Source organism: Paenibacillus sp. MAHUQ-45, from assembly GCF_058133325.1.
In genome coordinates this window covers 178,321-193,077 of sequence record NZ_JBYUPV010000005.1, presented here as the reverse complement: position 1 = coordinate 193,077, position 14,757 = coordinate 178,321, and the positions used below count along the sequence as shown (strand labels likewise).

The 14,757-nt window shown below is 46.8% G+C and carries 12 protein-coding genes; 3 read left to right on the top strand and 9 right to left on the bottom strand.

Translation table 11 applies throughout. From position 1 onward, the window contains the following. Nucleotides 1-233 precede the first annotated feature (233 nt). The 5 genes from AC3Y23_RS13565 to AC3Y23_RS13545 form a co-directional block, all read right to left on the bottom strand. Nucleotides 234-1,115 (bottom strand): carbohydrate ABC transporter permease, encoded by an 882-nt coding sequence (locus AC3Y23_RS13565; protein WP_379199678.1) that lies wholly within the window; start codon nt 1,113-1,115, stop codon nt 234-236. Nucleotides 1,116-1,139: 24 nt separating this feature from the next. Beyond that, nucleotides 1,140-2,060, bottom strand: a complete 921-nt coding sequence (locus AC3Y23_RS13560; RefSeq protein WP_379199676.1) for an ABC transporter permease — start codon at nt 2,058-2,060, stop codon at nt 1,140-1,142. Between the two features lie 78 nt (nt 2,061-2,138). Continuing rightward, nucleotides 2,139-3,785 (bottom strand): extracellular solute-binding protein, encoded by a 1,647-nt coding sequence (locus tag AC3Y23_RS13555; protein ID WP_379199673.1) that lies wholly within the window; start codon nt 3,783-3,785, stop codon nt 2,139-2,141. 141 nt (nt 3,786-3,926) lie between these two features. Further along, on the bottom strand, nt 3,927-6,266 hold the full coding sequence (locus AC3Y23_RS13550) for an AraC family transcriptional regulator (RefSeq protein ID WP_379199671.1): 2,340 nt from the start codon (nt 6,264-6,266) through the stop codon (nt 3,927-3,929). A 269-nt stretch (nt 6,267-6,535) separates the two neighbouring features. Continuing rightward, nucleotides 6,536-7,414, bottom strand: coding sequence for an AraC family transcriptional regulator (locus tag AC3Y23_RS13545; protein ID WP_379199669.1), 879 nt, complete (start codon nt 7,412-7,414; stop codon nt 6,536-6,538). Between the two features lie 136 nt (nt 7,415-7,550). Between AC3Y23_RS13545 and AC3Y23_RS13540 the strand changes: the two genes are divergently transcribed. Beyond that, on the top strand, nt 7,551-9,527 hold the full coding sequence (locus AC3Y23_RS13540) for a beta-galactosidase trimerization domain-containing protein (protein ID WP_379199667.1): 1,977 nt from the start codon (nt 7,551-7,553) through the stop codon (nt 9,525-9,527). A gap of 340 nt (nt 9,528-9,867) precedes the next feature. Beyond that, on the top strand, nt 9,868-10,095 hold the full coding sequence (locus AC3Y23_RS13535) for a VOC family protein (protein WP_379199664.1): 228 nt from the start codon (nt 9,868-9,870) through the stop codon (nt 10,093-10,095). Between the two features lie 219 nt (nt 10,096-10,314). On the opposite strand, the gene AC3Y23_RS13530 is transcribed toward AC3Y23_RS13535, so the two are convergent. The 4 genes from AC3Y23_RS13530 to AC3Y23_RS13515 form a co-directional block, all read right to left on the bottom strand. Further along, nucleotides 10,315-11,253 carry an SDR family NAD(P)-dependent oxidoreductase gene (locus AC3Y23_RS13530; RefSeq protein ID WP_379199662.1) on the bottom strand — a complete coding sequence of 313 codons (939 nt, stop codon included), beginning with the start codon at nt 11,251-11,253 and terminating at the stop codon, nt 10,315-10,317. A gap of 44 nt (nt 11,254-11,297) precedes the next feature. After that, nucleotides 11,298-11,891: a GNAT family N-acetyltransferase gene (locus AC3Y23_RS13525; RefSeq protein WP_379199659.1), complete on the bottom strand. Its 594-nt coding sequence runs from the start codon at nt 11,889-11,891 to the stop codon at nt 11,298-11,300. Nucleotides 11,892-12,007: 116 nt separating this feature from the next. Continuing rightward, nucleotides 12,008-12,433 (bottom strand): GNAT family N-acetyltransferase, encoded by a 426-nt coding sequence (locus tag AC3Y23_RS13520; RefSeq protein ID WP_379199657.1) that lies wholly within the window; start codon nt 12,431-12,433, stop codon nt 12,008-12,010. A 38-nt stretch (nt 12,434-12,471) separates the two neighbouring features. After that, nucleotides 12,472-13,362 (bottom strand): LysR family transcriptional regulator, encoded by an 891-nt coding sequence (locus AC3Y23_RS13515; RefSeq protein WP_379199654.1) that lies wholly within the window; start codon nt 13,360-13,362, stop codon nt 12,472-12,474. 108 nt (nt 13,363-13,470) lie between these two features. Between AC3Y23_RS13515 and AC3Y23_RS13510 the strand changes: the two genes are divergently transcribed. After that, nucleotides 13,471-14,661 carry a coenzyme F420-0:L-glutamate ligase gene (locus AC3Y23_RS13510; protein WP_379199652.1) on the top strand — a complete coding sequence of 397 codons (1,191 nt, stop codon included), beginning with the start codon at nt 13,471-13,473 and terminating at the stop codon, nt 14,659-14,661. Nucleotides 14,662-14,757 lie beyond the last annotated feature (96 nt).

Genomic DNA, 14,757 nt, shown 5'->3' with positions numbered 1-14,757 from the left:
CCTAGAATGATTTTAGCTGTATGATCCATACCCCGCGCTGACTCGCAGAATTAGCCGGCAGTAAGATAATACCAAATCTAATTTCATTCTAGATTTCCAATCAGCATTTAACAATCCTGCATTCTTCGTAAAACAAGTGTAATATTACGTATTTAGCTTCAAAAAACACACTATCGCCACCAATATCTGTCTACAAATAGCCAAGCTTAGATTCCCACTTCAAAGTTAGAGCCTTATTCTTTAATGGAACCTAACATAACCCCTTTGACAAAATATCGCTGTAGGAATGGGTAGAGCAGCAGGATCGGTACTGTCGCAACAATGATCGTTGCATATTTGATCGTCTCCTGAATCAGACCTTTGTCAACGTCCGCCACGGTACTCATCATGGAGTCTGTGCTGTTCGTGATCAGAATTCCCTGCAGAACAAGCTGCAGCGGGTACAAATCCTTGTCGCGCAAGTAAATCAGCGCATCCATATAGGCATTCCAATGCCCCACACCGTAGAAAAGGGTCATTACAGCCATAATCGGCAGCGAAACCGGGATGAAAATCTGGAACAGGATACGAAAATCATTAGCCCCGTCGATCCGCGCCGATTCCTCCAGCGCTGCGGGAATACCTGCAAAGGAGGTACGCATGACCAGCAGGTTCCAGGTGCTGATCGCAGATGGCAGAATCATCGCCCACCGCGTATCAAGCAACCCCAGATGTTTCATATTGAGATAGGTGGGAATTAGCCCCCCTGAGAAGAACATCGTGAATACGATGGCAAACATAATGGGTCCGACGAATCGAACACCCTTGCGAGATAGTGCATAGGCAGCGAAGCTAGTAAGCGTCAGATTCAGCGTCGTACCGACGACGACATAAATCAGAGTATTAAGATATCCGATAGAAATCATTGGATTCTGGAATACCAGCTTATAGGATTCAAGACTGAAGCCCGTTGGCATCAACAGCAGACCCTGATGCCGAATCAGATTGGTAGGGTTGCTGAGAGAAGCGAACAGCACATACAAAAATGGATACAGGGTAACAGCCATCAGCACCACCATAAAGACATTGATGCAGATATCAAACAGCCGTTCACCCCAGGAAATAGAAGCTTTCAAGGATAATACACCCCCTGGAATGGACTACCACAGACTTGTTTCATTGATCTTCCGGCTAATCTTGTTGGCCGAGACGAGCAACAGGAAGTTAATTACATTGTTGAACAGGCCGATTGCTGCCGAAAAACCATAGTCCATCTGAAGCAATCCTCGCCGGTAGACGAACGTGGAGATAACATCCGCCGTTTCATAGGTTGTCGAGTTGTACAACAAAAGAATCTTTTCCAGACTGCCCCCAGCCATAAGCGTACCAAATCGCAAGATCAGCATAATGATGATCGTCGGCATAATTCCTGGGAGTGTGACATGCAGAATTTGTTTGAAACGTCCAGCGCCATCCGTCTTGGCAGCTTCGTAAAGACTGGGATCAATCCCTGTAATCGCCGCCAAATAAATAATCGAGCCCCAGCCTACGCCTTGCCAGATCCCGGAAGAGACATAAATGGTCCGGAACCATTCAGGTACAATAAGGAAAGAAACGGAAGGAATACCGAACAAGCCAGTCAACTGATTGATCAGACCGTTCCCGGACAGAAAGTCGACCATCATTCCCGCCACTACGACAATAGAGATAAAGTGTGGGAGATACGTAATGGACTGCACCACATTTTTAAATACACTGCTTCGGATTTCATTAAGTAGCAGCGCCAGAATGATGGGAGCTGGAAAGCCGAAAATCAATTCATAGAAGCTAATCAGCAGTGTATTGCGAATCAAGCGCCAGAAATAATAACTGTCATAAAAAGCTATGAAATGCTTGAACCCGACCCAATCGCTGCCCAAAATTCCTTTGACGGGTGAGAAATCCTTGAAGGCAATCTGCAAACCATACATCGGAAAATAAAGGAACACCAGATAGTAGAGCACAACGGGAAGCAGCATGATATAGATGTATTTATGACGGGACCAGTCTCGTAGCAGCTTCAACACATAGACCTCCTTCATATACAGAGTAAAAAACAGCGGGTCCCAGGCCGGCGCAGGTAGCGCGACGATACCATTAGGAACCCGCTCAAATCAGCGTTACCGTTTCAAATATCGCTCGTAAGCCGCTTGCTGAATATCAATAGCCTCTTGAATGCCCATGCTTTCAATGGTTTTTACAAAGGTATCGAAATTATCGATTGGCTCCACTCCCATAACGAACCTGTCGAACATCTCATCACGATAAGTAGTCACGTCCGTCATAATCGCAGCCAATCGTGCCGATTCGTCATTGGTCAGCGACAGCGTCGGAAGCCAGTTGCTATTTTCCACATCCATCCAGGTACTGAGTGCTTCCTTCTGCTGAGGCAACGCAACATTCTGCTCTTGATAGCGTTTATCCTGTACAAACGGGCCACCGAACGGAATAGCATATTGGCCGAGCGCAGTAGCGAAAGCCATACCATCCGGATTCTTCATAATTTCATTGGTATAGGTAGGATAACCATCCTTCATCTCATAGCTCTTACCCTCAACACCAAAGTTGAACAGCATGCTTCCCTCTTCACCGTACTTGAAATCCAACCATTTCACTGTCTCTTCAATATGCTTATTGCTGCTAGTAATAGCCGCCCCCACACTGTTGAAGATTGGGGTGATTTGACCCAGAACCGGCTTGTCGCCTTTCTTGAGCGTTGGATAAGGGGCACCTACCAGGTTAAATTGGGGCTCTTTCTCAGACATCGCGGTCATATATTTTCCGATTCCGCCGCCAACCGCCATTTCAGATGCAGCTAGCAGTCCACCGGTCCATTTGGCGTCCTTCTGCTTGTCGTCTGTCGCTGCGTAATCGCGGTCAATGAGGCCTTCTGCATACCAGTTACGCATCGTGTTCAGGAACTCTTTATATTCCGGCTGAACTGGACCGTAAGCCACTTTTCCGTCCTTCAAAAAGTATTGGCTGTTAATTCCCCAGGCATTGAGGAATACGTTACTGAAATTCAGCATCGTGTCCTTTTTAATCAGGAGTGGAATTTCATCGGCTTTGCCGTTTCCATTGGGATCTCCTTCCTTAAGCGCTTTCAACACAGTGTGCCATTCATCAATAGTTGTTGGTACCTGAAGTCCTAGCTTATCGAGCCAGTCCTTACGGATGCCAAGGCCAAAGTACGTACGCAAGAATGGATCAGCCCGCAGGAAAGGAAATGCATAAATCCGTCCGTCATCCGTAGAAACCTCTTTCTTGATCTCCGGATGGTCTGCCAGCAGTTTGGACAGGTTTGGAGCATATTTTTCAATGTAATCATTAAGTGGAATGATCACACCGCTGTTCATGGCCCCTACACCGCCGCCCGGATAATCATTCCAGCCCCATTCGATAACATCTGGATAAGAGCCTGAGCTCATCAGCAGATTGAACTGGTTCTTCTCCTGACCGGTAGTTGGGCTCTGGAATTCAATATGAATTCCTGTCTTCTTCTCTGTCTCTTGGAAAGCAGCAATATCATTCTGAGTCTTAATCCCCGGCGCCGCACTGCCCAAACCTTGGATGTAGTAAGTTAATGTAAGCGGGCTGGACACGATCTTTCCATCCTTTGGCTCTTCCACATTCCCGGTTCCCGGCGCCTGCGAATTCGTCGGTTCTTCTGCTTGATTTCCATTTCCCCCTGAACAGGCCGATAAGGAGACGGTCAGCGCTGTTACAGCCGCCAGCATGGTGATCATGCCCTTTTTTCCATAACTCATGAATCTAATCCCCCTTTTAGTTGATGAATGGCGTGCGTCTACTCGCAGCCTCGACATCATCATACTTCTGGCACTCAGCATCTGAATATGGTCTGGATGTTACATCTCCATCCCAATTGATAGATCCGGGACTACATATCTCTAAGATCGATGTTCCGTTTGTTTGTTCGTGCGATATTGACCAGGGGTAATTCCCTCATGCTTCTTGAAAAAACGTATAAAACCAATGTCGTTAGAATATCCGACCGCACGTGCCACATGGGCAACGGTACAATCCGTATCCGCCAGCAGTCGCTTGGCCTCCTTCAGCCGGGTCTCCGCAATAAATTCAAGAATTGTATGCCCGGTAACCTTTTTGAAAAAAGAAGATAGATACGGTTGAGTGATTCCCAATTCATCCGCAATAAGGTTCACACTTAACATGTTCTCGTTGTAACGTTCATTAACAATTCGTTTGATGGTCTCCAGCATTCGGCTGCCCTGATCGCTTCGCCCTTCCCGCCAGAGTCGGCAGACGGTCTGAAACTCCCCTTTTAGCTGCTGGAATGTGTGGTGAGTATCCCCGCTGCGATCGGACTGACTCTGCAGTAGCCGCATGGCAAGCTCCGCATCCGCATTCGGCGTATTCTGGACAATCCGGAACAGCGTTGAGGATAGATGCAGCAGAAAATAAGAGCCGATTAGCGGATTATTGCCGTCAGCACTGTAATGATCGGAATACAAGGCATTCAAGAGCTGCTCTGTTTTCTCTTCCTCGCCTGATTTCACATAATTGGACAGCTGCTGTTCGATATCCAGCGGATAATAATACACCGGAGGTCGCTCCCGCAATTGATCAACTGCATAATCTTTGGCCTGCCGCTTGGCGTCCTCATCGAGCCGCTTAAGAGCATCGCGGAAGGCTTCGCCGATCGATTTTATTTCCCGCGCAATGAAGCTGGACCCTACAGCCACTTTTAGGCGGAATCGCTTACACAACATATGTTCCAATTGCTCTGTGATCGCCGCCAGTTCTGCTCTGCATGCCGCCTCTTCGCCTTCACTGAAATTAATCAGAAGAGCAATTCTGCCCTGATCCAGCTCAGTAGTGTAGGCGGTATGGCGTTCTCCCGCCAAATCGGTGGCAATATTCGAAATGACGAAATTGATAAAGAGCCATTCTTTAGGATCATTTTCACTAGAAAAAGCACTCATATCCTCAACATCGATCAACAGGATCGCAAACATATCGGAAATGAAGACAATATCCATGAATTCCAAGGCTTCCGGCTGCAGTTCATGAGGATCTGCGTAACCCTTGATCAGCCGGTTCAGGAAATGATGGCGGATAATAGGTGTCTGCTGCGACAAGCGGCCCCTGAGTTCAGTTTCTGTTATTCGGGCTGACTGAATCGATGTATGTATGAATTGATATTCCAGCGGTCCCTCTTTGCCCGGCAAGGCGGTACTGTTGCCTGTTACAACCGACAGCAGATCACGTAGTGGGCGGAAGTTGCGATAGGAAAGGTAGACCGATACTGCCGCCCCTGAAAGCGCTGCTAAAACCAGCAGCAACAAGGCCCAACTCCGTACCTCGTTCACTTCCTTCAGAAAAACAACGCGGGGAACTTCCAGCACATATTTCCACCCGAAGACACTTGAAGTTACATAGGATACAATCATCTCTTTCCCCTCACGCCGGGTCTCCAGCTTGCCCTGCTCGCCTTGCATGTCTCCATATGTAAAAGATAACGGAACTTTACTGGCAGCCGTTGTGCTGATCATCCGGTTACTGCTGTCCACAATGTAGATGCTACCTTGTCCGGCATCCGCCAGGCCCTGGAACATCTTGCGTATCTCATCCTCATTAATCATGATAAACAGTGTTGCTAATCCATTGGAACGGTTGCCTAGCGGAAGGGTCTGCATATATGCAAGAATGTCGCTCGACTCCCCGATACTGCTTCTCGCATGCAGCGATGGCTCGAACAGACGGAAATGGTATCCGCTTTCAAATTTCTGCACCCACTCAGCGGCACTCAATCCGTCAAAACGAACCGCCTGATCAAACAAAATCTCTGGTGTTGTCTTCACGCCTGGTCCCAGCATGGTTCCGGTTTTGGGCAGATATATATAGTAATCATTAATGAATGGTGTCAATTGCTTGTAGCGCTTCAAATCTTCGGATAGTCCAATCATCTCGTACTGCTCCTTATCAGACAGGGGCGCCCTACTACTCATTAGCTGCAGCAGCTTGGGATGATTGGCGATCTGCTGTTCCAATTGCTCGATCATTTGTAATTGCCCATCAGCGAGTTCCCGCAGCTGCCCCAGCATAGCCGAATTGCTGCGCTCCACGGATTTCACCACCACTTCCCTGGCGCTCCAATAAAGTATGCTGCCGAGAACAAGCAACAGCAGAAGTATTGAGATATAGGACCAGAACAACGCAGGCCACGCGCCTTTGAACCTAAACCACTTCCAGCTTTTCATACCCTTCATCCCCATCGGCTCTCCTCCGCCTCCGCTCTATTGTTGTGACCTTGAGCTCCATGCTCACTCTACAATCAGGCTTTAGTATACCATCATTATAAGTGGGCAGGACCTAACCATTCGTTCACTGGAGTATCCATTTGTATGATCTGTAAGGAGATACCACATATATTCAATTGTAAAAATCATGAAAAACCCATCCTCCAATGAGTTACGGAGAATGGGTCTGGATCTAAAAGTGGTACTGGGGTACAACGGTGACAGGCAACTCCATGGATCTATTCCATTAAAAACACCTGATACTGCCTGCGGTACTCCCCTGGCGTGAGCGAAGTTTGACGTTTAAATAAGCGTGTAAAATAGTTACTATCCTGCAGGCCACACAACTCCCCGATCCGTTTCAGTGACAGCTCGGAATGCGCCAGCAACCGCTTAGCCTTCTCAATCTGAAGATGGTGCCTGTATTGCAACGGGCTCATCCCCGTGTACTGCTTCAGACAACGGGCCAGATAATCAAAATGATAGAGCAGATCACGCTCCATTTGCACGGAATCAAAGGGCTGCTCTAAATGCTGATTCAAGTAAGCTGCCACCTTCTCGCTGAGGAAATAAGAACGCGCCTGTGGACTGCTGCGCCGCATCCCGCTCTGCAGTTGCAGAAGAAATTGGCCGAGCAGGATATTCAATTCGAACGAACGCTGTAAGGTCAGCACATGGTGCAGCTCAAGCATCTCAGTCAATAGGGGCTGAAGCGAGTGCAGATCCACAGTAGAGAATTTCGGAATCTCAATGACTCCCGGAGGAGCCTCCGTATCTTGATCACTCCGCTGGAGCAGAGGCTGCTGCCAATGAGTCTTCTCCTTCAACATTGGATGGGTAGACACTGGGAACTGGAAATGAATCCAGTAGACCTCGGTCTCTACCTCGGTCGGCCGTAAACCGCGATGGGTTTTGCCAGGCTCCAGAACCAGCATCATACCTTCGGCTACCTCGTAAGCAATACCATCCTCCTCCATGTGTAGCAACCCTTTGGCGCATATAATGAGGTCGAACACCTCAAACTGGCGCTGAGCATGCTGCACGCCGGGCTGCCATAGTGTGTGACCGATTGCCGCCAGCAATGGAAAGGGTGGGACCGGTATTTCAAGCACAAGCATGTAACGTCCTCCTGATTAAAACATACAGAAATTGTACTATACAAAGTCGGAATTGTCGGCTGTATATCATCTAATATTCCATTAGAGTGGTAGATATAATATGATTCTATCATTTAATGACCAGGGGGACGCAAGCATGAAATTTCGTCAGGTTCATCTCGATTTCCATACATCCGAAGCTATTGAAGGCATTGGCCAGGACTTTTCCAAACAACAATTCCAAGAGATGCTCAAGACCGGGCATGTCGATTCCATCACCATCTTCTCCAAATGCCATCATGGCTGGGCTTATCATCCAACAACCGCCAATGAAATGCATCCACATCTGGACTTTGACCTTCTGGGCGCCCAGATTGAGGCTGCTCATGAAATCGGTGTGAAGACACCGGTCTATCTGTCCGCCGGACTGGATGAGCGACTCGCCCGCAAGCATCCACAATGGCTAATTCGCAATCAGCAGGAGGTTATCAGTTGGACAGGTAACTTCATGACGCCAGGATATCATCAATTCTGTATGAATACCCCTTACCTTGACGTTCTGGCCCAACAGGTCGAGGAAGTCGTGAAGAATTACGATGCGGACGGCATCTTCCTGGATATCGTTGGCGTCCGGGAATGCTACTGTCAATACTGTGTGGCGGAGATCCGGGAGCGGGGCTCAGACCCGCGTAACCTGCAGGACATGCGGAAGCTATGGGAAGAGACCTATGCCCGGTATGCCAAAAGAATGAATGATACTGTCCACGCGGTGAAGCCCGGACTGCCAGTGTTCCACAACAGCAGCCACGTTGACCGCGGGCGGCGTGACCTCGCCCATGTCAATACCCATCTGGAATTGGAGTCACTGCCGACAGGTGGTTGGGGCTATGACCACTTCCCTCTCTCCGCGCGTTATGCGCAGACACTGGGCATGGACTTCCTTGGGATGACCGGAAAGTTCCATACCTCCTGGGGCGAGTTCGGCGGATACAAGCATCCGAATGCACTGCGCTATGAAGCCGGGCTGAGCCTTGCCAATGGAGCACGCTGCTCCATCGGGGATCAGCTGCATCCCGGTGGCCGCATGGATCTCGCCACCTACACGCTGATCGGCGAGGCTTACCGCGAGGTAGAAGTTAAGGAAGAGTGGTGCCGGGATACCACTGGCATAGCTGATATCGCCCTTTTATCGCTCGAGGCTGCATCATGGGCTGCTGGCAATGGTCCCATCCCTCAGCACAACAAGCATGATACGGGAGCTGTGCGGATTTTGCTTGAGGGCAACTATCTATTTGATGTCGTGGATTTGGAGGCCAATCTGGCACCATACAAAGTTCTGATTCTCCCGGACGAGATCCTGATCACAACGCAACTTAAGGCTAAACTAGATGAATTTATTGCTGGCGGCGGCAAAATCCTGGCTACCGGACGTTCCGGCCTGTCGGTGGACGGAAGCGGCTTTGCACTGGATTTGGGCGTTGCATGGCAGGGGGTATCAGCGTTCCGCCCTTCGTATTTACGACCGTCTTTCGAGCTTCCTTCCCTGCGCACAGCCTCCTTTGTCATTTATACCGAAGGTCAGGATACAGTGCTGACACCGAACGGTACTCTGCTCGGCAGCAAGGAGAATTCATACTTTAACCGTGACTTGTTCACCTTCTGCTCGCACCAGCATACACCTTCCGATCTACAAGAGGCAGGAGCGGGCATCGCAGAAGGCCAGGACGGTATCTATGTAGCTTGGCATGTGTTTGAGGATTATGCAGTGAAAGGCAGCCTACCAGTGAAAGAAATCATCTGCTACGTGCTGGATCGCCTGCTAGGAACTCATAAATCACTGACGACCAACCTGCCTGCGCAAGGCGTCACCACCTTACAGGCACAGCCAGCCTCCAATCGCTGGGTGAATCATCTGTTATATGCTTCTCCGGTCCGCAGAGGGGAAGGTGTAGAGATTATCGAGGATCTGCTGCCACTCATGAATACAGAGGTCACCCTTGCAGCAGCACCGCAAGTTAAGGATGTATATCTGGCACCTCAGAATGAGAGTCTTCCATTCAGCCAAGTAGACGGTAACTTGAGCTATACCGTACCGCTCTGGTCCTGTCATCAAATGGTTGTAATTCAGTTCTAGTGCGGATGTCTAGAAAATAGTGCGTTTTTATACAGAGTATCCCTGCGCCCATGCTGGTAGCGGGGATACTCTTTTTTAAGGAGAACTTATGTTAGTAACGTAAGGCTCAGTTGTCGCTACGGTGAGGGTTGAGACTTACGATCCTTTTAGCAGTAAAATCCTCAGAAAACTCCTGCTTACGGGTGCGAGCTTTCCTGAGGAAAGCTTGCAGGCGATCGCTACGCGCCTACAGTTCTAAATCCCCCCGTTCCTTCTCGCTCTATGCTTTCTACTTTACAATTGAACGTACATCCGCTATATTTTCATTGGATATACTTTCCAAGTTGGGAGTGGTTGCGTAGTGACAGAAAAAGTCAAAGCGAAAATTGAAAATTCCCTTACTGTTTTGTTAGTTTCAGATTTAGAAAAGTCAATGAAATATTATGAAGAGGCTTTGGGATGTAAGGTCAACGAACACTGGGCAAGTCGAGATCAGTTCGCTTTGGGTTTTAAATTAATTCAAACAAAAAGTGTTGTTAAAATCAAATGGTGCGAGGATTGTATCCGAACCAAAGATATCCGAATTTGACTGGGGAGCCTGGAAAGATTTTTCTGTTAGAGACTTGGATGGATACGTAATAGGTTTCGGTTCGGGAAATAAAAACAGCTGATGAACGAAGCTGCCGAGAACGATAGCTCAAATAGCAGATTGCACATGCAATCTGCTTTCTTCATTAAAGTACTGAGCAGCATACCTCCACTGCAGGCCTTGAGTTCAGGCCCGCTACGTGAACGGACATGCCCCAATCTACTCCTGGATCAGCGCCATGCCCAGCGCCCATATCTTCTCTATGTTCTGCTCCTCCGCAGCATAAGCGGGATAGCTGTGTAGTCCAAAGATGTTCCTCAATTGTGCAAGTCCTGTCTCCTTTGTCGCTGGTTGCATAATCCCTCGCCTGTGGTTAATTAGGCGCCCGCTAACAGACTTGAATTCGGCAGAGGTGCAGATATAAAAGTAATTGTCAGCCATGCCGGATGGCGCGGGATTGCTCAGATTTTGGACTCGTGCCAGCACTCTCCACATAGGGCTCATTTTATTAATCGTCGCTGGGGATAGCTTCACCCGATTAATCTGCAGGGCATTGACACTAATCCCTCGGCTTTTATACTCTTCGGCCAGCTTGAAGCTCAACAGCAATAAGGCCATTTTGGAATCTCCATACCGCTTGTACATGTTGAACGGCCGGCTGTCACGGAACTCACCGCGCAGATTGTCGAACTCAATCGTCCGCTTAGGTTCAAAGAAATGCTTGATGTTGGTTGTGCAGGCATGCAGAATCCGCGGGTCTGGCGCTTGTTCAAGCAGGCCACTCAGCAAATGAGACATTAGCAAAGGCCCAAATGTGTTGGTCGCAAAGGTCAGCTCGACATGCTCGGGGCTGAGCTTATACTCTTTTTCACCATGATTCAGGTAAGCTGCGTTATGGATGAGGATATCTAGACGGGGGTACTTAGCTGTAAAAGCTGTACAAAATGCACGGATAGATGCAAAAGAAGATATATCGAGCTCCATGAGATCGACGTTAGCATTACTGGTGAGACGTTTGATTTCCTCCTGAACAATCCTGCTGCGCTGCAAGCTACGACAGGCCATCACCACATGATAGCCCTCACCCGCGAACTTCAGCGCGGCCGCTCTGCCGATACCCGAATTTGCCCCAGTAATGATCACAATTCGCTCTTTCATACCCGGCCTCCCTGACACTTTAATTTTGCCTTGGACTGCTAGCCTTAGATTACCCAATTCTTTCTATCAAGTTTATAGTGATTATAGCTTTCGTTATCCAGCTCAATAATCCTTTGCAATTGAAATCCGGATTTTTGAATGACTCTATTGGACGGCAAATTAATTAATAGTGCAACAGCATTCAGCACCTCAACGTTCGTATGTTCGAATAAGTACTTGACCATCCCTTGTACAGCTTGTGTTGCATATCCTTTACCCCGATAATCCCTGGATATTGCGTACATGATTTCCCGGTTTGTTGGCGGCAATTCGTCCTTGATCCCTGAGGCGCACCATCCGATTAACTCTCCCGTCTCTTTCAAAACAATACCCAGTCGAAGACGGAGTTCACCAATATCTCCACCCTCCGCTACATCCTTCAGGAACTGCCCGTTTTCTGGAATTTCGTAGTGTATGAGCCATTCTTCCCGTTGCTCCTTCGATACGTTCCAGCCTGGCAAAAATACATGTATTTCAGGTTGCCAGGTAAGCGAATGAAATGTATCTAAATCATGGGCTATGTATTCTCTTAAAATGATGTCCTTACATTCAATCCGAAATGTGTTGTCTCCTGCATGATAATGAGTATAGGTGTCCATGAACTATCTCCTTCTGGAAAAAATGTCCTTTTTACTCATCTTAATGATTTATTAGATTCTATGACTTGGATAAAATAATTATAGCTAAACTATACTATCCATGTAAGCAGAGGATGCTAAAGCTTTTTCTTTAACATTACTTCATCATCCTTCACATAGCCGCTTAGTTCATAGGTCTTAATGGCTGGATTGTTGTCTCTTCCCGTTAAAATCTTAACCGTTTTGACGCCACGGGTATGAAGTTGGTCTTCCAGAAAAGAAATCAAGGAAGTAGCTACTCCGTTCCGCCGAGCAGATTCCTGAACATACATTTCAGTAATTTCGCCGTAAGCTTCATTGTAACAAAACGATTGCATACTTTGAGCACAGGCAAAGCCGACCACTTCGTCCATTATCGTAGCCACGGCTACCAATTCATTGTTGCTATTCAGACACTTAATGATATCTGACACAGAACGCTGGTCTCCACCGTTGAACTCATGATTTAGTCTAGACAATGACTCTGCATCGTGAAGCGTCGCCAACCTTACATTCGTAGACACTCATCTCACCCATTTCTAGAATTTTTATTAGCCTAAAATCAATCCAATAGCTTGTTCTTAATAATCTCCACAAATTTTGTCGATGCTGGCGATAAGGATACACTTTTCAAAAAAGAGATGCCGATACTTCGCTTGGGTATTTCCTCGGTTAGTGAAACTTGATGTAATACTCCATTATTCAAATACTTCTGGGAGAATTCCTTTGTCACACAAGCTACGCCTAAATTGATCTTGGCAAATTCCAATAACAAATGATGTGAACCCAGTTCAAATTCGGGAGAAATTTTAATCCCTTTAGACAGCATATAGTCTTCCACATACTTTCTGGAGTTGGACTTCGACTCAAGGAAGATTAACGGCAATTTGACAACCTGATCCAGGGTGACCATTCCGGATAAGTGACTCTTAAATTTCTCGCCATATACAAAAATATCATGAATATCAATGCAGGGAATTAAGGCTAGTGCCGGATCTTCCAGTGGAAAATTACAAATACCAATATCTACACTGCCTGATTTAATTAGCGCACAAATCTCAAGGGTAGTACCATTCACCATCTTGAACTTAATATTGGGGTAACGATTATGAAACTCTTCTAGGTAAGGAAGTAAAAAATACTTGGAAATCGTATCACCTACTCCTATCTTCAGCTCGCCTGTCGTTAAATTTTTCAATTCGAGTAATTTTTCTTCCCCGACGTTAATTAAATTCATGGCCGAATTGGCATAATCAAATAAGAGGCGGCCTTCATCCGTTAAAAATACACCTTTTGATGTTCTAGTGAATAATCGAGTATCGAGTTCTCTTTCTAATTGCATAATCCCCTGGCTGACAGCCGGCTGTGTCATGTAAAGCTCTTGAGCCGCTTTGGAAAAGCTTGTGCTCTGAGCCACCGTACAAAACACTTTATATAAATCTAACTTGCTCACTGCTATAAGCACCTCTTATATCCCATATTCAATATATTAATTTCATTTATACCACTAGATGGGTGTATATTACAAATAGGAATCCAAATCATGCAAGGAGCGATTATATTGGAAAGAGTCGTCGGAACAGTTGTAAGAGGCCTCCGTTGCCCTATCATTAATCAAGGGGACAGCATCGAAGACATCGTTGTAGATAGCGTTCTAAAAGCTTCCGAAGTGGAAGGCTTCAGCATTCAGGATAAAGACATCATTACCGTTACGGAATCCATCGTTGCACGCGCCCAAGGCAACTATGCTACCATTGACCATATTGCACAAGATGTAAACTCCAAATTTGGAGAAGATACAATCGGCGTTATTTTCCCAATTTTAAGCCGGAACCGCTTTGCCATCTGTCTGCGTGGCATTGCTAAAGGTGCTAAAAAAATTGTGCTCATGCTCAGTTATCCGTCGGATGAAGTGGGCAACCACTTAGTGGATCTGGACGAGCTTGATGAAAAAGGAGTTAATCCTTGGACAGATGTATTGACAGAGCAACAGTTCCGCGAGCTGTTCGGATATAAGAAGCATACCTTCACCGGCATCGATTATATCGATTACTATAAATCATTGATTGAAGAATACGGCGTGGAATGTGAAGTTATTTTCTCCAATAATCCAAAGACTATTCTGCAATATACTAAACATGTACTGACTTGTGATATACATACAAGATTCAGAACGAAGAGAATTTTGAAAGCCAATGGCGGAGAAAAAGTATATAGCCTGGATGACATTTTGGCTGCATCGGTGGATGGCAGTGGATGTAATGAAAGCTATGGTCTGCTTGGTTCTAATAAATCAACAGAAAATAGCATCAAGTTATTCCCACGCAATTGCCAACCTATCGTGGATAATATTCAACATAGAATCAAGGAAAAAACGGGCAAGACCGTCGAAGTGATGATCTACGGGGATGGAGCTTTCAAAGATCCTGTCGGAAAAATCTGGGAACTGGCTGATCCGGTTGTATCGCCTGCTTATACAGCGGGACTTGATGGCACACCAAACGAAGTAAAATTGAAATACCTTGCTGATAACAACTTCGCTGATTTGAAAGGTGAGGAATTGCAGCAGGCTATCTCTCAATACATTAACAATAAAGAAACTGATCTAGTAGGTGCCATGGAAGCACAAGGTACGACACCTAGAAGATTAACCGATCTGATCGGCTCTTTATCAGACCTTACTTCCGGAAGTGGAGATAAGGGCACGCCAATTATCTTTATTCAAGGATATTTTGATAACTATACGAATTAGAGTTTTTTGGGGGCCTGCTCCCATCATAAAAGACTATTCGCAAAAAAGCTGGACACCTCTACAGGTGCCCAGCTTTACTTCATTTATGGGATATGA

Excerpts from the sequence above, each read along its gene's own strand:
- AC3Y23_RS13560 (WP_379199676.1), bottom strand. The coding sequence starts at position 2,060 with ATGAAGGAGGTCTATGTGTTGAAGCTGCTACGAGACTGGTCCCGTCAT.
- AC3Y23_RS13555 (WP_379199673.1), bottom strand. The coding sequence starts at position 3,785 with ATGAGTTATGGAAAAAAGGGCATGATCACCATGCTGGCGGCTGTAACA.
- AC3Y23_RS13550 (WP_379199671.1), bottom strand. The coding sequence starts at position 6,266 with ATGAAGGGTATGAAAAGCTGGAAGTGGTTTAGGTTCAAAGGCGCGTGG.
- AC3Y23_RS13545 (WP_379199669.1), bottom strand. The coding sequence starts at position 7,414 with ATGCTTGTGCTTGAAATACCGGTCCCACCCTTTCCATTGCTGGCGGCA.
- AC3Y23_RS13540 (WP_379199667.1), top strand. The coding sequence starts at position 7,551 with ATGAAATTTCGTCAGGTTCATCTCGATTTCCATACATCCGAAGCTATT.
- AC3Y23_RS13530 (WP_379199662.1), bottom strand. The coding sequence starts at position 11,253 with ATGAAAGAGCGAATTGTGATCATTACTGGGGCAAATTCGGGTATCGGC.
- AC3Y23_RS13525 (WP_379199659.1), bottom strand. The coding sequence starts at position 11,891 with ATGGACACCTATACTCATTATCATGCAGGAGACAACACATTTCGGATT.